This is a genomic window from Mesorhizobium argentiipisi (SeqCode) (assembly GCF_037179585.1).
Lineage (GTDB): Bacteria > Pseudomonadota > Alphaproteobacteria > Rhizobiales > Rhizobiaceae > Mesorhizobium > Mesorhizobium argentiipisi.
Map to the genome: position 1 here is coordinate 78,252 of NZ_JAPYKO010000021.1, position 18,199 is coordinate 96,450.

The 18,199-nt window shown below is 62.4% G+C and carries 20 protein-coding genes; 8 read left to right on the top strand and 12 right to left on the bottom strand.

The features are described from left to right. From tssE to tssA, 5 genes are all read right to left on the bottom strand, one after another. Positions 1-753 (bottom strand): type VI secretion system baseplate subunit TssE, encoded by a 753-nt coding sequence (gene tssE, locus O7A05_RS24730; RefSeq protein ID WP_337095540.1) that lies wholly within the window; start codon positions 751-753, stop codon positions 1-3. Continuing rightward, positions 740-1,189, bottom strand: coding sequence for an Hcp family type VI secretion system effector (locus O7A05_RS24735; protein ID WP_164772067.1), 450 nt, complete (start codon positions 1,187-1,189; stop codon positions 740-742). Before O7A05_RS24735 ends, tssE begins: the two co-directional genes overlap by 14 nt. Positions 1,190-1,261: 72 nt before the next feature. Then, positions 1,262-2,767, bottom strand: coding sequence for a type VI secretion system contractile sheath large subunit (gene tssC, locus O7A05_RS24740; protein WP_337095541.1), 1,506 nt, complete (start codon positions 2,765-2,767; stop codon positions 1,262-1,264). Positions 2,768-2,770: 3 nt separating this feature from the next. Next, positions 2,771-3,307: a type VI secretion system contractile sheath small subunit gene (gene tssB, locus O7A05_RS24745; RefSeq protein WP_095765809.1), complete on the bottom strand. Its 537-nt coding sequence runs from the start codon at positions 3,305-3,307 to the stop codon at positions 2,771-2,773. Positions 3,308-3,313: 6 nt separating this feature from the next. Next, on the bottom strand, positions 3,314-4,489 hold the full coding sequence (gene tssA / locus O7A05_RS24750) for a type VI secretion system protein TssA (protein WP_337095542.1): 1,176 nt from the start codon (positions 4,487-4,489) through the stop codon (positions 3,314-3,316). A 321-nt stretch (positions 4,490-4,810) separates the two neighbouring features. Between tssA and tssH the strand changes: the two genes are divergently transcribed. The 5 genes from tssH to O7A05_RS24775 all read left to right on the top strand — a co-directional run bounded on the left by tssH (position 4,811) and on the right by O7A05_RS24775 (position 10,343). Next, positions 4,811-7,639 carry a type VI secretion system ATPase TssH gene (gene tssH / locus O7A05_RS24755; protein ID WP_337095543.1) on the top strand — a complete coding sequence of 943 codons (2,829 nt, stop codon included), beginning with the start codon at positions 4,811-4,813 and terminating at the stop codon, positions 7,637-7,639. 331 nt (positions 7,640-7,970) lie between these two features. Further along, positions 7,971-8,402 (top strand): hypothetical protein, encoded by a 432-nt coding sequence (locus O7A05_RS24760; RefSeq protein WP_337095544.1) that lies wholly within the window; start codon positions 7,971-7,973, stop codon positions 8,400-8,402. Further along, positions 8,399-9,619: an NRAMP family divalent metal transporter gene (locus O7A05_RS24765; RefSeq protein ID WP_337095545.1), complete on the top strand. Its 1,221-nt coding sequence runs from the start codon at positions 8,399-8,401 to the stop codon at positions 9,617-9,619. The genes O7A05_RS24760 and O7A05_RS24765 overlap by 4 nt, the downstream gene beginning before the upstream one ends. Continuing rightward, positions 9,619-9,978, top strand: coding sequence for a hypothetical protein (locus O7A05_RS24770; RefSeq protein ID WP_337095547.1), 360 nt, complete (start codon positions 9,619-9,621; stop codon positions 9,976-9,978). Before O7A05_RS24765 ends, O7A05_RS24770 begins: the two co-directional genes overlap by 1 nt. A gap of 2 nt (positions 9,979-9,980) precedes the next feature. Beyond that, positions 9,981-10,343 (top strand): hypothetical protein, encoded by a 363-nt coding sequence (locus O7A05_RS24775; protein ID WP_337095548.1) that lies wholly within the window; start codon positions 9,981-9,983, stop codon positions 10,341-10,343. Between the two features lie 800 nt (positions 10,344-11,143). On the opposite strand, the gene O7A05_RS24785 is transcribed toward O7A05_RS24775, so the two are convergent. After that, on the bottom strand, positions 11,144-11,662 hold the full coding sequence (locus O7A05_RS24785) for a YciE/YciF ferroxidase family protein (protein ID WP_337095549.1): 519 nt from the start codon (positions 11,660-11,662) through the stop codon (positions 11,144-11,146). Between the two features lie 112 nt (positions 11,663-11,774). Further along, positions 11,775-12,077: a DUF982 domain-containing protein gene (locus O7A05_RS24790; RefSeq protein WP_337095550.1), complete on the bottom strand. Its 303-nt coding sequence runs from the start codon at positions 12,075-12,077 to the stop codon at positions 11,775-11,777. 555 nt (positions 12,078-12,632) lie between these two features. On the opposite strand from O7A05_RS24790, the gene O7A05_RS24795 reads away from it, so the two are divergent. The 3 genes from O7A05_RS24795 (at position 12,633) to O7A05_RS24805 (ending at position 14,572) form a co-directional block, all read left to right on the top strand. Further along, positions 12,633-13,319 (top strand): NRAMP family divalent metal transporter, encoded by a 687-nt coding sequence (locus tag O7A05_RS24795; RefSeq protein WP_337095551.1) that lies wholly within the window; start codon positions 12,633-12,635, stop codon positions 13,317-13,319. 61 nt (positions 13,320-13,380) lie between these two features. Beyond that, positions 13,381-13,962, top strand: coding sequence for a divalent metal cation transporter (locus O7A05_RS24800; protein WP_337095552.1), 582 nt, complete (start codon positions 13,381-13,383; stop codon positions 13,960-13,962). Between the two features lie 55 nt (positions 13,963-14,017). After that, positions 14,018-14,572, top strand: coding sequence for a sigma-70 family RNA polymerase sigma factor (locus O7A05_RS24805; protein WP_337095574.1), 555 nt, complete (start codon positions 14,018-14,020; stop codon positions 14,570-14,572). Between the two features lie 12 nt (positions 14,573-14,584). Here the strand turns inward: O7A05_RS24805 and O7A05_RS24810 are convergent, their stop codons facing one another. The 5 genes from O7A05_RS24810 to O7A05_RS24830 all read right to left on the bottom strand — a co-directional run bounded on the left by O7A05_RS24810 (position 14,585) and on the right by O7A05_RS24830 (position 18,177). Continuing rightward, positions 14,585-14,755 (bottom strand): hypothetical protein, encoded by a 171-nt coding sequence (locus O7A05_RS24810; RefSeq protein WP_337095553.1) that lies wholly within the window; start codon positions 14,753-14,755, stop codon positions 14,585-14,587. A 180-nt stretch (positions 14,756-14,935) separates the two neighbouring features. Next, complete coding sequence (locus O7A05_RS24815) at positions 14,936-15,154, bottom strand: hypothetical protein (protein WP_337095554.1); 219 nt, start codon at positions 15,152-15,154, stop codon at positions 14,936-14,938. A gap of 64 nt (positions 15,155-15,218) precedes the next feature. Then, positions 15,219-16,076, bottom strand: coding sequence for a class I SAM-dependent methyltransferase (locus tag O7A05_RS24820; RefSeq protein WP_337095555.1), 858 nt, complete (start codon positions 16,074-16,076; stop codon positions 15,219-15,221). A 50-nt stretch (positions 16,077-16,126) separates the two neighbouring features. Further along, positions 16,127-17,116, bottom strand: a complete 990-nt coding sequence (locus O7A05_RS24825) for a GNAT family N-acetyltransferase (protein WP_337095556.1) — start codon at positions 17,114-17,116, stop codon at positions 16,127-16,129. Beyond that, positions 17,113-18,177, bottom strand: coding sequence for a glycosyltransferase (locus O7A05_RS24830; protein WP_337095557.1), 1,065 nt, complete (start codon positions 18,175-18,177; stop codon positions 17,113-17,115). Before O7A05_RS24830 ends, O7A05_RS24825 begins: the two co-directional genes overlap by 4 nt. Positions 18,178-18,199: the final 22 nt, after the last annotated feature.

The following is an 18,199-nucleotide window of genomic DNA, read 5'->3' on the forward strand; positions in this document are numbered from 1 at the left end:
TCAGGTCTCCCGGAATTCGGTTCGCGCCAGACCGTTGTCGAGATTGATCGTGGTGCGCAGCCGCATGCGTTCCGGCGTCGGTGTCATGATCAGCACGGCGTCGATCTCGATCTTGAGGCCGACAGTCTTGTCGCCGAGCGTGACGTTGACGGTCGTGGCGCTTTCCTTGAGACGCGGCTCGAAAGTGGCGAGCACCGCGCGGATCTCGCGCGCTAAAGTATCGCGGTCGAAATCCCGCGACGAGCGGCCTGAAAAGGACGGCACGCCGTAATTCACGACGCTGCGGCGCACTTCCGGAAAGTCGGCGAGCGGCGGCAATTCGTCCAAAGGCTGTTCATGCTCGGCGTCGGAAAGCATCGGGACGGATTCGAAGCGCTCGGTGTTGAACAGGGCTTCTATGTCGCGCCGGACCGCTTCCCTGAGCACGCGTGCCGATACCACCACGCCGCGGTTTTCGATCTCCGCGCGATGCTCGGTCTGGAACACCAGCCTGTGCAGTCGCCGTTTCTGCTCGGATGTAAGTTCGGCATTGGCATCGATGGCGCGCGCGCTGCCGGCAAGAAGAGCCTCGACGCGCTCGGCGCCGAGTTCTTCGTCCAGAAGACGGCGCAGCCCGTCGATCTCCGACGTCAGCCCGGGCAGATCGTTTACGAGGCGGTCCCAGAGGGAGGGCTGGACCGCCTCGCGTTTTGCCCGCGAACTGCCGGCGAGCTGCGCTTTCGCGCCAGGCCGCTTGGCCTCACTTGCCGACATAGACGTCCATTTCGATCTCGTCGTCCTTGTCGTAGACGAACTTGATCTTCTTATAGGCGAAGCTGACCTCTTCCTCGATCAGGTCCGCCTCGTCGCGAGCCTGCCGCATGTCGTATTCCATGATCGAGGCGTCGGTGAGAGTGACCACCAGATAGTCGCTGGTCTCGCCGTCGATGGTGCGGCGCGCCGAAAACACCACCTCGTCCAGCGCCTTGTTCTCGAACAGCGCCTTCTTCAGGTAGGGCGACGACTTGTCGTAATGCTTGAAGAATTTGATCATGCCCATCGACACGCGGCCGCGCCGCGACAGCGAATTCGGGTCGTAAGGCGCGATCATCTTGTAGTCGACGCCGTGAATCTCGATTTCGTCTTCATGGCCGTCGCGCTTGCTCGGGCCCTTGATGTCCGGGACTTTCAGGAAGCCGTCGATCTTCATCGAAGGCGCATCGGTTCTCTCTGGCATTGTCTTTCTCCACCGCTACGAAACAAGATGCTTTGCTTAACGATTTCAGCCCTTCACCGACGGCAGTTCCGATACCAGCCGGAGCGAGGCGTTGATGCCTTCCAGCTGATAGTGCGGACGCAGGTAGAAACGGGCATTGTAGTAACCGGGCCGGCCCTCAACGCTGTCGACTTGGACCTCGGCCGCGGCAAGCGGGCGCTTGGCGCGCGCCTTGTCGTCGGCGAAGGCAGGGTTGGCCAGCACGTATCGGTTGATCCATTCGCTCAACCAGATCTGCATGTCGGTGCGTTCCTTGAACGAACCGATCTTGTCGCGCGCGATCGCCTTCAAGTAGTGCGCGAAGCGCGACACCGGGAACAGGTAAGGCAGGTTGGCGCTCAGCCGTTCGTTCGCCTGCGCGTCCGGATCCACCAGTCGCCCGGCGCGCGTCTCGTCGTCCTGCAGCGAATGCGCGCCGATGAAGGCCGCGAGATCGGTGTTCTTGCGATGCAGGATCGGCATCAGGCCGAGCTTCGCCAGTTCCGCCTCGCGCCGGTCGTCGATGGCGACCTCGGTCGGGCATTTCATCGCGATCGAGCCGTCGTCGGTCGGGAAGGCGTGCACCGGCAGGTTGAGCACCGTGCCGCCATTCTCGACGCCGCGGATCTGCGTGCCCCAGCCATAGAGCTTGTGGCTGCGGTTGATGTTGACGCCCATCGGGAAGGCGGCGTTCATCCAGACATATTTGTTGTGGTCGCCGCCCACCTCTTCCTCGAAGGTGAAGCCCTTCACCGGAACGGTTTCCGAGCCGTAGGGCAAACGCGCCAGCACGCGCGGCATGGTAAGCCCGATATAGCGTGCGTCCTCGCTCTCGCGCAGCGACTGCCATGAGGCATAGGCCGGGTTGTTCACGATCATCTGCAGGTCCTGCGGGTTCGGCAGTTCCTGCCAGCTGTCCATGCGAAACAGCCGCGGCGAGGCGGCCGCGATGAACGGCGTGTGCGCCGAGGCGCAGACGCCGGAAATGTTGCGCAGCAGGCCGACGTCGCGGGGGTGGTTGGAGAACTCGTAGGCGCCGATGATGCAGCCGATCGGCTCGCCGCCGAGCATCGAATACTCGTCCGTGTAGACCTTCTTGAAGATCGGGCTCTGGTCCCACATCTGGCCTTCATAGTCTTCCAGCGTGTCGGCCAGCTGCTCCTTGGAGATGTTCATCACCCGGATCTTGAGCTTGGTGTCCGTCTCGGTGTTGTTGATCAGGTACCAGAGGCCGCGCCAGGTGCCTTCCATCTCGCGCACTTCCGGCGCATGCAGGATCTCGTTGACCTGCGTCGTCAGCATCTTGTCGATGCCGGCGATCAGCGACTTGATCGACTTGATCGCATTGGAAGAGATGGTCGTGGTCTCGGAGCGCGACTGCGCGGCCAAAGCCAGATTGCGCACCAGCTGCTGCAGCTTCTCGCTGTCGTCCTTCTTGACCTTGAAATCCTTTTCAAGGAGTCCACTGAATTCGCCGAGATCTATGGCTTCCGCCTCGGCGGTGGCGGCTGCGGTCTTTTGCTGTTCGGCCATGACTTACTCCTCGCCCTTGCCGTCATCCATCGCCTGGCTGGCGATCTTGCTCAGCAACGGCTCGTTGTTCAAAAGCTGCGCGATGCGCTTTTCGGCGTCGACGCGGCCGTCCATGAAGCCCAGCAGCTCCTCGAGCTGACGGCGCATCTTCAGGATCTCGGCCAGTTGCGGGACCTGCTCGGCGATCTTGTCCGGCGCGAAGTCGCCCATCTTCGAGAAGGTGAGATCGACCATGAGCTCTTCCTCACGCTCCTGGCCCTCGGCCTGCGGCAGCGTGTTCTTCACCCGCGCCTTCACGCGCGGCCCCATCGCTTCCATGAATTTGGGGAAGCGGTTGGCGTCGGTTTCGACGAAGTTGCGGTCGAGAACCGACTTCGACGCTTCCTTGGTCTGCGACGCGCCGGCAAGATCGGCCATCACGGCCATGACGAATGGCAGTTCGATCGTTGTCGGGCTGCCGTAGGTTTCGACGTCGTAGGCGATCTGCACGCGCGGCGCGCGGTTTCTTTCGATGACCTTCGCTTTGCTCTCTGCTGGCATGCTTTTCTACCTTTCATCCTTCTGGGCCGGCTTCTTGGGATCGGGGACACCGGCAAGCAGCCGGAATTCCTTCAGCCCCGACGGGGCGAGATCTTCCATCAGTTCCACGAAATCCATGTGCACCATCCGGCGCACGCGCCGGGCGAGATGCGGGATGGGACTGGACGGCTCGGTGCGGTCGTAGAAGGAGACGACGAGGTCGAGGCATTTGACGACTTCGTCGCGCGAGTTGATCCGGTCCGGCAGACCGGTGCTCGCCTCCACGGCGCTTGCCACACTTGCCATCGTCTCGGCTCCATGACCGTTGCGGGCGGGCATTGCTGGTTCCGCCGCTGCCTGCGGAGCGGGCTTGGCGGCACCGTTCGCCGTGGCGCCGGCACCGGAATTCCGCTCCAGCGTCGTCAGCAAACGCTGCAGGAACTTCTTCAATTCCGGGACAGTGGCGCCATGGCCTTCGATGCGGGCATTGAGCGCGGCGTCCACCGCGTCGAGGGCGGCGATCGCGGCCCGCGCGTCGGCCAGCAGCGACGTCATCGCCTCGCCGGTCTGATCGATTTGCGCCGCGCATCCGGCGCGCACCCGGTTCAGCAACTGGTTGTGTGCGCTTACCAATGCCGCCTTTTCGGCAGCGTTCAGCCCCGAGGCCGCTTCCTGCAGCATGACGCGCTCGTCGAGCGCACCCTGTTCCAGGTCGCGCCCGCTGATAGGCCCGACCTGGCGCGGCGAAAAGAAAACGGCCCCGCGCAAGTTGGTCAGCAGGCCTTCCTGGGCGTTCTGGAGGTCGAGCAGCGCGTTGATGCGGCGCAAGGCGGCCTCGCGCGGCGGCGCGTTCGCCCGCAATGCAGGATGCATCGTGTCCCAATGCTGGTCGAAGGTCCTGGCGATGAGCGTCAGACCCTGGGCGAGGCCGGCCAGCCCTTCCTCGTTGGCCAAAGCCCGCGCGACAATGACCAGCAGGCGCAGGTCCCGGCCGCGGGAGCGCAACTCTTCGGCCTTTTCGAGCACCGCCGCCCAGTCGACCGGACTGGATTGCGATGTGGGTTTGCCGTTGCCGTCGTAAACAACCTTGAGCTGAGGCTCGGTCAGGCGTTCCAGCTCATGAAAGGCCGGGTCGCTGCGCAAGTCCTCTCCCGACGGATTCTCACCGTTCAGAGGATTCAGCCAGAGTGCGAGATCAATCACACCAACCCCCAGCCAGCGGCCCTGAGACCCCTATGTGACGTGACGTTATCACTGGCCTCATGCGACGACAATTGAGCATCTGCGCAAAAACTAACGGAAGCTAAACGCGACCGTTCTCTTCGGCGAAACCCATTGCGCGATTGCCGGACCCGGTATGTGAAATGGCTCGCATAGCCCGGACAGCAATCGTGTTTGTTGGCCACGAGTTTGCAAGGCTTGTGTAACCGGGCGGTGCCGCCCGGCGCCTTATCCGCCGCACGGCTTTGTCAAGCAGCCGCTTATATGGCAGGGTAGGGTCGGCAGAGTGCGGGAGCAGGTTCGATGGAACAGCGCCGGTCATCGCAGAGCTTCAAGCGTAAGGAACTGGTCGCCAAGCTCAACGCCACCGGGGTGCGCGCCTTCAAGGCCGCGGCCGACACGGCCAAGCTGCGCGGCAATCCCTATGTCGAGCTCGCCCATTTCATCCAGCAGTTGGTGCTGTCCGAGCGCTCGGATGTCCAGATGATCGTCGCCGACGCCGGACTGGATGTCAGCCGGCTGACGGCCGACATGACCCGCGCCATCGATAAGCTGCCCTATGGCGCCACCTCGGTGGAGGAATTCTCCGACCACATCTTCCATGCCATCCAGGAGGGTTGGAACCTGGCGACGCTGGAGTTCGGCGTCGAAGAGGTGCGCAGCGCTCATATCCTGCTTGCCTGCCTGAAGACGCCGGCGCTGGAAGGCCTTGTCTCCAAGATCAGCGCCGAGTTCGACAAGATCGACGCGGATGGTGTCGTTTCCCGTTTCGCCGACGTCACCGAAGGCTCGCTCGAAGCCGGCTCACCGCCCGCCGAGCCCGCCGCCGAGACGCCGATGAAGCGCGGTCCGGGCGGGGATTCGGCTTTGGCGAAATACGCCACCGACCTCACCCAGCGCGCCCGCGACGGCAAGATCGATCCGGTCGTCGGCCGCGATCCGGAAATAAGGCAGATCGTCGACATCCTGATGCGACGCCGGCAAAACAACCCGATCCTGACCGGCGAGGCCGGCGTCGGCAAGACGGCGGTGGTGGAGGGTTTTGCGCTGCGCATCGCCCAGGGCGACGTGCCGCCGACGTTGCAGAATGTCAGCGTGCGCATGCTCGATGTCGGGCTGATGCAGGCGGGTGCCAGCGTCAAGGGCGAGTTCGAGAAGCGGCTCAAGGCGGTCATCGACGAGGTTCAGGCCTCAGAGGTGCCGATCATCCTGTTCATCGACGAGGCGCATACGCTGATCGGGGCCGGCGGTGCGGCAGGAACCGGCGATGCCGCCAATCTCTTGAAACCGGCATTGGCGCGCGGCGAGCTTCGCACCATCGCGGCCACGACCTGGGCCGAGTACAAACAGCATATCGAGAAGGATCCGGCGCTCACCCGTCGCTTCCAGGTGGTCAAGATCGACGAGCCCTCGGAAGCGGTGGCCGTGCTGATGCTGCGCGGCGTCGCGGGGGTCCTGGAGCAGCACCACAAGGTGCAGATCCTGGACGAGGCGATCGAGGCGGCGGTCTCGCTTTCGCATCGCTATATCCCGGCCAGGCAACTGCCGGACAAGGCCGTCAGCCTGCTCGACACCGCCTGCGCGCGCGTCGCGGTCTCGCAGCATGCCACGCCGGCCGAAGTCGAGGACATCCTGCGCCGCCGTCAGGCGCTCGAGGTCGAGAGCGGCATCATCGGCCGCGAAGCCGCGATCGGCATCGATGTGGCCGACCGGCAGGCCCGCGTCGATGGCGGGCTGGCGGAAACCGAGACGACTTTGGCCGCTGCCCAGGCGCGCTGGGACCGGGAAAAGGCTTTGGTCGCCGAAATACTCGACCTGCGAGCAAAATTGCGCGGCGAGGGCGTGCCGCTCGATGAGGCGGGCAAAGAGGCCGCCGCGGAGACGGAGAGTGTGGAGGGCATGGAAAAGACGCCCGAGCAAAAGGCTCCCGAAAGCAAGATTGGCGATGGCAAGGCTGACGAGACCAAGAAGGCCAAGGCCTCGAAAGCCAATGGAGCCAAGGCTGCGAACGCCGAAGCGGTGTCCGCCGAGCCGGCAGACGAAGCCGCTGCCAACCTGGCGAGACTGCGCGAACTGATGGCCGAACTTGCCGCGGCGCAAGGCGAGACACCGCTCATCCTGCCGTCGGTCGACCGCAATGCGGTTGCCGCCGTGGTGCAGGACTGGACCGGCATCCCGACCGGCCGCATGCTCTCCAGCCAGACCGAGAAGGCGCTCAAGCTCGCGGCGACCCTGTCCGAGCGCGTCGTCGGACAGGACCATGCGATGGAGATGATCGCCAAGCGCGTGCAGACCAGCCGCGCCGGCCTCGGCGCGCCGGAAAAGCCGGTCGGCGTGTTCCTGCTTTGCGGCCCCTCCGGCGTCGGCAAGACCGAGACCGCGCTGGCGCTTGCCGAGACGCTCTATGGCGGCGAGCAGAACCTGATCTCGATCAACATGTCGGAGTTCCAGGAAGCGCACACCGTCTCGACGCTCAAGGGCGCGCCGCCCGGCTATGTCGGCTACGGCAAGGGCGGCATCCTAACCGAGGCGGTGCGCAGGAAACCCTATTCGGTGATCCTGCTCGACGAGGTCGAGAAGGCGCATCCCGACGTGCACGAGATCTTCTTCCAGGTCTTCGACAAGGGCATGATGGACGACAGCGAAGGCCGCCGCATCGACTTCAAGAATACGCTGATCCTGCTCACCTCGAATGTCGGTTCCGACGTCATCATGGATCGCACGAAGAACGGCGCGGTGCGGACCGGCATCGACGATCTCGACACCGCGCTACGCGCCCCGCTGCTGAAGGTCTTCCCGGCGGCCTTCCTCGGCCGGGTCGTCACGATACCTTACTACCCGTTGTCGGATTCCATGATCGAGGCGATCGCCAGGCACCAGTTCGGCAAGATCGCCAAGCGCCTCAAGGCCACCAACGATGCCGAACTGGTGATCGGCGACGGTGTGATGGACCTGGTCAAGGCGCGCTGCACCGAGATCGAGTCCGGCGGGCGCATGATCGACGCCATCCTCACCAACACGCTGCTGCCGGAGCTGAGCCGCGGCGTGCTCAACCGCTCGCTCGAGGGCAAGAAGATGGCAAAAGTCACCGTGGGTGCGTCGCCGGAAGGATTTACCTACTCGTTCGAATAGGCCTCCGGTGAGGGAAGCCGTCCTTAGATGGACCAGAGCGCTCACGCTGTAGCGCGCCTGTCCAATCTTCTTGCCCAAACCTTGTAAAATCACTGATCGATACCGTCCCCCGACGCCAGGCATATGGTGCAGCGGACGGCCCTCAGGTCTGCTTGCCATGATCGACAAGATCGCTGCTCTTTCGGCCGCCGGCGACGCGAGGCTGAGCCACTGGTAATCGGCCGGTTGGCAGAGCTGGCCAACGGCCACTGCTGTCCAATTGGTCCGCCATGCGGAACCTTCCGATCGGCGCGGCCTTATCTTCATGTTGCAGCAGTAGCGAGGGAGGCCGTTGAGCAGCATTGCCTGGTGGAGACTGGCGCTACTGCAGGTGCTTGCACCGATGCTTGCCTCCTGCTCCTCATCTGAAACGGTCGATCAGCAATCGAAGCTTGCGGCCTCGACGGCGCAGGCGGCAGTGCTGGTGAGCGATGCCTGGACCTCCGGCGCCGCGCCGTCCCACTACGCATCCTCTGCCTTGCAATCTTTCGCCGAGACATTGGCCGACGCCGGCCGGCAAGTGGAATCGGCGGCTGCATCCGACCCGGCAAAGCGAGATGCGTTAGCAGCGGCTGCCAGCCGGCTGTCGAACGCGGCAAAGCGGGCCAAGGATGCGGTCCACGCCGAACAGCATGCGCAGGTCGGTCAGGCGCAACAGGAGCTTCGGGCCGCGCAAGGCGATCTCGCCACCGCTTATCGAAACTATTTCGCGCCACAGCGATGAAGAAGCTTCTGGAAATTTCGCTCGGTGTCGTGACCAGCGTGGGTGGTTTCCTGGAGGTCGGGTCGATGGCGACGGCGGCGCAGGCCGGTGCATTGTTCGGTTACCAGCTCATCTGGGCGATTGTACTTGGCACCGTCTGCATAGCCTTCCTGGTCGAGATGGCTGGCCGGTTCGCCGCCGTGAGCCATCACACCATCGTCGACGGCATTCGCGAACGTTTCGGCTTCCATGCTTTCATTTGGCCGCTGCTTGCGGTCTTGCTGGTCAACTTCCTGGTGCTTTCCGCTGAGATAGGCGGCGTTGCCGTTGCCGCCGAGCTTGCCACAGGAATCGGTTTCCAGTGGTGGGCCTTGCCGGTCGCTTTCCTTGCCTGGCTGCTGCTGTGGAAAGGCACGTTCGGCCTCATCGAGAAAGGGGTATCGATGCTTGGCTTGGTCACGCTCTGCTTCGTGGTCGGGGCGGTGATGCTCCGCCCCGAATGGAAAGAGGTGGCGGTCGGGGCCGTGCCCAGCCTGCCGCAGCACGACACGGCAAAATACTGGTTCATGGCCGTCAGCATTCTCGGCGCATCGATCTCGCCTTACCTTTTCATGTTCTATTCCTCGGGCGCGATCGAGGACCAATGGGACAAGAGTTACCTCGGCACCAATCGGGCGATTGCCGGCCTTGGCATGGGCTTCGGAGGGACGATCTCGGTCGCCGTGCTGATCGTGGCCGCGCTGGTTCTCGGTGCTCATGGCGTTACCGAAGTGAACGACTATAACCAGCTTCCGCTGATGCTGATCCCGATCTTCGGCTTCTGGGGCTTCGTCCTTTTCGTTGCTTCGCTAGGCATCGCCTGTTTCGGAGCCGCTCTCGAAGTGGCTTTGCAGCAGGCCTATCTCGTCGCACAGGGATTCGGCTGGACATGGGGTGAGGATCTGAAGCCGCGCGACGATCCCGGATTCAGCCTCGTCTACACATTGACGCTCTTCCTCGTCGCCGTCCCGATAGCGCTCGGTCTAGACCCGTTGAAGCTCACCATCTTCTCGATGGCACTGACCGCGGCCAGCCTGCCGCTGACGGTCGTGCCGTTCCTTTTCCTGCTGAACGACGACCGCTATGTCGGCAAACATCGCAACGGTGTCATTTCCAACGCGGCCGTGATCTTCGTCATCGCGCTCGGCTTCGTGCTGGCGGTTGTGACCATTCCCCTGCAGATATTCGGAGGCACATGATGCAACTGCTGCGCGATATACTGGACAAGCAGGTCGTCGATCGCGAGCAGGTCAAGATCGGCAAGGTTGATGGCCTGGTCGCCGAGCTGAGGCTGGGGAAGCCGCCCAGGCTCGTTGCCGTCGAACTTGGCTCGATCGCATTGGCGCGCCGGCTTGGCGCACGGCCTGGGCGATGGACCGCCCAGCTCGCGGCAAAGCTCAGCGGCAAGCGCCAGGCAAGGCCGCATCGGATCGTGTGGAACAAGGTGCGCGACATCGGCGTCGACATCGAATTCGATATGGACGTGCGCAGGACCAAAATCTTGGCCTGGCAGCACTGGCTGCGCGATCACGTCGTCGGCCGAATCCCGGGAGCCTGAGGATGGCGACTGTGAATCTCGAGCATCTTGCCGGCAGGCCCGTGTTCTCCGAGCGCGGCAAGACCATCGGCTATATCGAGGAGATCATCGCCGAGCAGGATGGCGACGATCTTGTCGTAACCGAATTTCATGTCGGCATCTTCGCCGCATTGGAACGTCTGTCCGCATCGACCGTCGGCACCGCATTGCTCGATTTCTTCGGACTGCGTCGCCGGCAAGGCGTCTATCGCATACCTTGGGACAAGCTCGACATTACCGATCCGGCGCACCCGCGGCTGCTCTGCTCGGATGACGAGCTTTCCGGCTTCGAAGGTCCTGGCAATTGTCGGACAAGCCCAGCCGCCCTCCACCAGCGCGACAGTTGAGACGGAAGCCTTCCGATGTCATTCGAGACGCTTTGCATCGACCGCACGCGCGCTGCCAATGTCCAGATGAGCCCCGACTTGCCGGCGCCCAGGCCGCTGGACCGCCTATTCTCGCCATCGCATTTTGCCCAAGGAAACTCCTCCTATGCCGGAACGATCGAGTCCAACTGCCGATACCGTCAAAAGGCAGGAGCGAGCAATGACTGGACGCAAGACCCACGATCAGCAGATACGTGTCATAGAGGAGCGTGAGAACGCGAAGAACGCGCCTAAGGAATTCGAAGCCGAAGCGGAGCTGAAGCGATCGGCGGCGGAGCGCGAGGCACGGCGGAAGGGGTCGAACCTCAGGGGCGATACGCCTGACCTGGTTGATCCAGACGATCGCAATATCCTTCGCGGTAAAAATCAAGAAAGTCCCACAACAAGAATCGAGGCTCCAAGTAGGACCGCCTTCCGCGGCTGCCCCAGCTGGGGCTCCCGGCAGCAATCGGCGTTCTGTCCTTCTCGATAATTTTGTCGCAGCAGTCCTTGCGCAACTTGCCCCGGCTAGAAAGATTCTCGGTCTCGACGGGTGATTGCGTTTTCGGTGATGAGCACTTTGTCGTCAGGCCGCCCACGGCCGTTACATCAACCAAGCGAACTCCTGCGGTCGCCATGTTTCGACCGGAAAGGTCTCAAGGCTGTCCCCGCCTTTGCACGCTCCTGGCGGTTAGTCACCAAAGACCGTGGCCCCGGTCTCAGACCGGGGCCGCATCGCCAAACTTGGCCTTTGGCAATGCAACGAGCTTACACCAGGCGCCTTACGCGGCCTGCAGGGCCCGCTCGTTCGCACCGCTTTCCCCGAGTCTGGTAAGTGCCTCGTCGGTGGCGGATTCTTCCTTGAGGGTCTCGCGCAGCAAGGGGAGGGCGTCTTTCAGCCCCAGTTGCTCCGCCCAGGCGATCAGCGTGCCGTAGCGCGCTATTTCATAGTGCTCGACCGCCTGGGCGGCCGCCACAAGGCCTGCGTCGAGCGCCGGCTCGTCCTTGTATTCCTCGAGGACTTCCGAACCCTCTTCGATGATGCCGTCAATCGCTGGGCAGGTCTTGCCCCGTGCCGGCTTGCCGAGCATTTCGAAAACCTGCTCGAGCCGGTCGACCTGGCCTTCCGTCTCGGTGCGATGCTTTTCGAAAGCCGCGCTCACGTCTTCTGCCTGCGCCGCCTTGGCCATCTTCGGCAGTGTCTTCAGAATTTTCTTTTCCGCGTAGTAGAGGTCTTTCAGACCATCCACGAACAGGCTTTCCAGGCCGTTCGCCTTGCCGGACGAACTTTTCTTCACCATCGACGTCTCCTTCGGTTGAGTTGCTGATCCAAAACCAACAGGATCAAACGATGTTCCCGGTGAGATATTTTGTGACCTTCATATTCGACAACAGCACCGCCGGGGGCCTGCGTCATCTCGGCGGTCCCTTACGGTCGCGTGACCAGAGCTGGTCGAACATGCTGAGCGCGGCACTTGGCCCGACAGGGTCCAGCAGCCCTTGCTCGGCGGCTGCCTTCTTAAAGGCCGCGAAGGCGATAGCCGGACGGCAAATCCCATTGGCCGCGTCTTCCACCAGGCGCACCGCCTTTACATAGGTCGCCGCATCCTTGTTCTTCCAGGTTCCATCAAGAGCTTTCCTGGCGTCCGCGATCGAGGAGACCACCATCGTGCCGCCGTGGACGAAGCGGATGGTGAGCGGCAAAAATCTGCTCATGTTTAGTCACCAGCCTAACCACTCGCTCGCGCGCCAGGCGAGCCGACAAAGGGCGCTATCGAGGCCGCCGACGCGAGGGCGAGAAGGAATGAGTTCATCTGAAAAGATTTCATGGGCGCCACCACATGGATCGAGACCGCCATAACGAAATTGCCGCCACCCGGTTGCATCGGAAAGTCGCTGATCGGCTGGCAAATCGGTAGCAGTTCGGTCGCGATCCCTATGGCGCCGCTAGCGCGCTGAGGTCGCGCTGCTTGAGTTTACTCGGTCCAGATCTTTCTTTTCGGCGCCGAAATTATGCGCACCTACTCGGTGAGAAGCGGAAGCCGCGCCGAAAAGAGGTAACGACAGGCAGGCCGGGCCGGCACGGTATGTCGTCCTCCACACATGCCCAAGAGCTATCGGAATTTCCCCCTTGGAAGCCACGCAGAGGTCAGAGGCTCAACTACCAGGCCGGAACAAAAGAGCCGATGCGGCAGTTCGGCCCAAGGAAGCAAAGGCGGCATCCACTACGCACGTTCGGCCGATCCTTTCCGACGACGTTGAGCGCAGGCGATGACCGAACAAGCCAACAAAGGGGCAGACAGGCCGACGCGCAAAGGGATCGGGAGAGCCGCTGGTTTAGCCTTGATCGCCGGTGCGGCCGACGACGATTGCTCCGCGATCGGGACATATGCCAGTGCGGGGGCAAGGTTCGGGCCGGACCTGCTTTGGACCGCACCCGTGACACTGCCGATGATGTACACGGTCGTGTACCTCTCGTCGAAACTCGGCCAGGTATCGGGGCGGGGACTGTTCCAGGTCATTGCGGATTTCTATCCCCGGTGGCTGCTATGGTCAGTTCTGGTTGGAGTTCTGATCGGCAACACGATCGAGGCTGCCGCGGATCTCGGCGCCATGGCGGCTGCGGTCAACCTCTTCTTGCCGTTGCCGATTCCGCTGATAGTCGCTGTGGTTGCGACGTTCATGTTCGTTCTTCAGGTCTTCGGTTCTTACGATCTTCTCAGGAAACTATTCCGAGTGCTGGCGTTGGCGCTGCTCGCCTATGTTGTCTCCGCTTTCCTCGCCAAGCCCGAACTGATGCCGGTGCTAAGCGGTACCTTCTTGCCCAAGGTGCATTTCAACCGTGAGTATTTGTCGATCCTCGTTGCGATCATAGGAACAACGCTTTCGGCCTACCTTTACACCTGGCAATCCAATCGGGAGGTGGAAGGAGATCGCGGCCGGCCGAACCACGCTTGAAAAACGCAAGGGAGCGACAACGGAAGAGTTGCGCCGCTCACGCCGGGATATTCTGGTCGGCATGACCTTTTCCAACCTGATCATGTACTTCATCATTCTTTCGACCGGCTCGACGCTTCACAAAGCCGGCCAAACCCAGATCGAAACGGCGGCCCAAGCGGCCGAAGCGTTGAGACCGCTGGCCGGCGATGCGGCAGGCATACTCTTCGCCGCCGGCGTGATCGGGGTCGGCTTTCTGGCCGTTCCGATCATGACGACCGGGGCCGCTTTCGATCTAGCGCAGGCAATGGGCTGGAAGCACGGCATGAACCACGCTGGTTGCGGTTGGGCTCAACTTTCTTGGTTTCAATCCAATGCGAGCGCTGGTCTGGGCAGGCATCGTGCAAGGCTTTTCCACGCCTCCGCTTCTGCTGCTGGTTCTTCTGATGACCAACGATCACAGGATCATGGGCGACAGGGTCAACAGCCGCAGCACGAACATCCTCGGCGCCGTCACGACCATCCCAATCTTTGCGGCCTCGGCCGGCCTGGTGGCGAGCTGGTTCCTCTAACTCGAACGCGGCTGTCAAGCCGTTGGCCAAAGGGCATTCGAGCAAGTTCGTTTCGGATAGGAACGATCATCTTTGTCACGCATTGTCTCTAATCAAGATTCGTCTGTCTTTGCTGGGGTTCGAACCGTGTTACCCAATGGTCATGCCGTGCCGGATTGCGCACTGGGGGAAATCTCCGTCGTCGACCTGATCCCTGCCTTGCGCGCTTTTGCGCGTACCTTTTGCCGTGTGCCTGAGGATGCCGACGACTTGGTGCAGGAAACTCTCGTCAAGGGGCTTGCGAATTTGGACAAGTTCGAGCCCGGGACGCGCTTGAAATCCTGGCTGTTCACCATCATGCGCAATACGCACTATACTCGGATCAAGGCGGCCGCCAGGGAAGCTCCCGGATTGCTCGACTGCGCCTCCAGCCGACCGATTTCGGAAGCCTCCCAGGAATGGTCCATCCGGAGCAAGGAGGTCTACCGGGCCATTCAGAAGCTTCCGGAGCATCAGCGCGAAGTACTCATGCTGATCGGTGTGCTGGGCGTCAGCTACGAAGAAACGGCTGAGATGTGCGACTGCGCGATTGGAACCGTGAAAAGCCGTCTCAACCGCGCGCGGGCAAGCGTCGTGGAATTCCTCGATGAAAGTTCATCGCAAACGCTGGTCGAAAGATATGACCATCTCTGCGAGGATCAGCACGCGGCGGATAAGATTTGACGATCGTTTGCGTCAGTTGCTGGTTTCACATCGACGCTTTTGGAGCAGCGCATTCTGCAACGCAATCGCGAGTTCGGTCAGGCGATCCGGAACTTTTTCCTGTTCGATAGCAGCCAACAATGACGCAATCTCTTGGTCCACGCTTGCGTTGTGAGTGAAATCGCGCTGGCTCGGACGAGTCATGGTATTCTCTTAGCAAACAGGGTCCCTTAAATTCACCTGAGACCACAGACAGCTGGAGTTTGCAAGGCGGCTCCAGCCACCGATCGGCTTCGGCTCCGCACAGGCTGTGGGCAGAGCGAAACCTTAGCTGATTCCCTTTGCGCGCTCACCGAGTCCTAGAAGATGAGAGCCGGCGCGAGCTCAATCTTTGGGGAGCCGGCTTGCCGCGTTGTCCTGATATTGATCGGACTTGATGCGATTGCCGTCGAGGCCGCGCTCTTTCGTGTGTTGCTTCTTATCCCGGTTCGACAGGACGTCGTTTTCGCCAACCATGTCATTCGGAAGCTCGGTCTTCGCTCCGGTCCCGGAACCTTTGCCCTGGCTGCCGCGTCCCATGTGTTTCTTGCTGCCGGATGCCATCTTCTTCTCCTCGGCGTCCCAGTCACTGCGAGAGGCGTTTGGCGTCCGAACTTCGCTCTCTCGCTTATGTTCCGTCGCGACGGCGAACAAGAAACACGGTGCCGTCCCAGTGACGGAAAGGCATCTCGCCATCGATGACGACGTCCATGCCGCATGTGCGCGCGAGATGGCGGACATCGGAAGAATCGACGGCTGGTGACATGCGATATGAATAGTTGAGAATCACCGCCATTCCTGTTGGCCGCAACACCCGCGCCATTTCGCTGAAGTGCCGCTCGGCGATGCCGGCGAGCACCAGATAGGGGAAACAATCTACGGCCAGCACACCATCGAAACCGGCGATGGCGAATTCGCCGAGGTCGAGGCCTGAGGTCTGCTGGAACTCCACATTGCCAAGCCCGGCGCACCGTTGGCGCGCGATCGCGAGCATCCTGGACGAGATATCGATGCCGACAATAGACTTTACCCTCGCATGGAGCGCGCGTTCGAAGCGGCCGATCCCACAGCCTATATCCAATATCGTCTTGTCTGCGCCGGTGAAGTCCTGTTGTTCCAGCCACGAAGCGATCTCGGCCGTTGTAGCCGAAAGCATCTGCTCATCGCCAAGCGACGAGAGTTGCACGCTGGCGGCCGGAGAGATGGCGGCCGCCTGGTCAAAGCCGCTTGCCAGCCGGGCGACAATCATCTCGCGCGTCTCATCATCCGAGCGGTCATGACGCACCGAAGCTGCCGTGGTCCGGAGATCGTCGAAGATAACCGTCTTGTGGGAAAGGAGCATGGCCACCTGCTCGAGCCAGCCGCGCCGGTGCAGAGTATCTGAACGCATGTCCAGCGCGATATCGGCCAGCTCCGCCGCCTTGATGTCCGTCAGGTAAAGGGCCAATCTGGCAATCGCGACTTCGGCGGGAAGATCGTTCGCCATGCAAGTCTCGAGAACGCGCCGCGCAATCGTCCTCTCTGTTTCCGCTATGGTCATGACGGCGGCGCGTTCCGGGTCCAGACCCTTTGCTCCGTCCACCGGTCAACGGCTCCCCAGCTGTATTTGTAGCTTTCCCGGCCGCGCAGAAAATCGAATTCCCGTGCTCCCTCCCGAGCGGCTTCGGCAATGGCCCTGCCGATCAGAATTGCGCCGGGACTCTCCTCGGCATAGGCCGGGTCGAAACCTCCGAGATAGGCATAGGCGCGATCACGGTGATGGAACCCGTAATAGGCGCCCGCGACAGTGCCGCCGATCTCGACCAGCCAGCATCGGGCCAGGCCCTTTGCGGTCAGGCGAGGCAAGGCCCTCCTATGGAATTCCTGCGCGCTGTCGGTGAGTACACCCTGTCCGGCCCAACGGGCGCTGTGCAGTCGGACCAACTGATCGATGAATACCTTCGGATCGGCCTCATATCGCCCGATGGCGACACGCCCTCGCCGTTGCGCGGCTCTCTCGGCGCGGCGCAACTGCCGCCGTCGCCGGGCAGGTACCGAGCTTGCAAGCACGTCATCGCCATGAAGTGAGAGCACTGGACAAGCGGCATGGTTCGAAGTTCGGGTCTCCTCGACGTTCGTCAGCCCAAGGCGAAGGGAGGTAGCCCCAGCCGGCAGATCCGGCAGGATCCATTGCGACCATTCCAGTGAGAGCGCTGCGTCGGCGATGGCGGCGGTTACCGCTGCTTCCTGGTCGGGGGCGCATAGAATATCGAGGTAATCGCTCAGCGAGATCCCGACCGGCAGCAGTCGCCGGCCAGAAACATGCGGTTCAAGATAGAGGGGCGCCAGGCCGACAAGATCATGTCCGCTCCACACAACGATCATGGCGAGATCCCCCGGCGAGAATGTCCGCCACCACGGCACCAGCCAGGCGGGCGACTGGAAAGGCGTAGCGGTGACGCTTTGCGACCAGAGCAGCCACCAACCCGGCTCGAGGTCATCGAACGCGGCTTGGTCTCGGATGACACCGGCATGCAGACCGCTCATTGAGCCGCCCTCAGCCCCGCGCGGGAAGCGCCGAGCTTTGCCAGCGCCTGATAGGCATCCATATAGGCCGAAACCATGCGATCGAGCGAAAAGCGGCGCCGCGCCTCGGCCCGGCATGTCTCGCTGTCGAGGTTGGCGCAGGCAAGGATCGCTTTCGCCATCTCATCGATGTCATTGACGAGAAACCCCGTCTTGCCGTGTTCGACCACATCGGGCAGGGCGCCATTCGGAAAGGCGACGACGGGCGTGCCGCAGGCGAGGGCCTCCATGGCAACCAGCGAGCTCGTTTCCGCGGCAAGGCTCGGAACGACCAGACAACGGGCGGCGTTGAGAAGCCGCCGCTTGGCGGAAAAACCCAGCGGTCCCAGGAAGCGCCGCCGCCTGTCGAGGCGCGGTGCTACCTCGTCGACAAAATACTGGACATGTGTCTCATAGGGGTAAATCTGGCCGCCGATCGCAAGTGGAACGGAGGCGCGCCTGGCGGCTTCGATCGCCAGGTGGATGCCCTTTTCCGGGCAAACGCGGCTCAGCACGAGCGCGAAATCGCGACGCGACCGCGGCCCACAGAGCGCATCGACGTCGACGCCGTTTGGAATGGGCGCGATCAGCCTCGACCCAGCCGGCGCGGTCTTTTGCTGTACCTCCGACACCGCGTGCAGCCACAGGTCCTCACGTGCCGACCTCAGGACTTCGGACGGATACCAGGCGAGCGGCAGGTGCAGCGTCACCAGCGTTGGGCCGTCGTCAGGCAGGTAGGCGCCGAAATCGATACCGTGCAGGTGAACGACGTCGATCGGCCAGCGCGCCCGAGCGGCAGCGATCGCCGCGCGATGCGCTTGCTGGGCACGGGCCTTGGCCGCCTCGTCGAGCGGGCCTGTTTCGGCAGGCGTCTCAACGAGGGTACCGGCTGCGCTGGAACCATGGCAGGCGACCACGATGGAACGATGGCCCTGCCGCACCAGTGCGCGATCCAAAGCGGACAGCACCTGCTCGGCGCCGCCGACCGCATCGAGGCCGACGGGCGCAAGCGGGTAGGCGACGTTGAGCACGGTGAGCATCATGGTCGATCGGCGAATTCAGCCG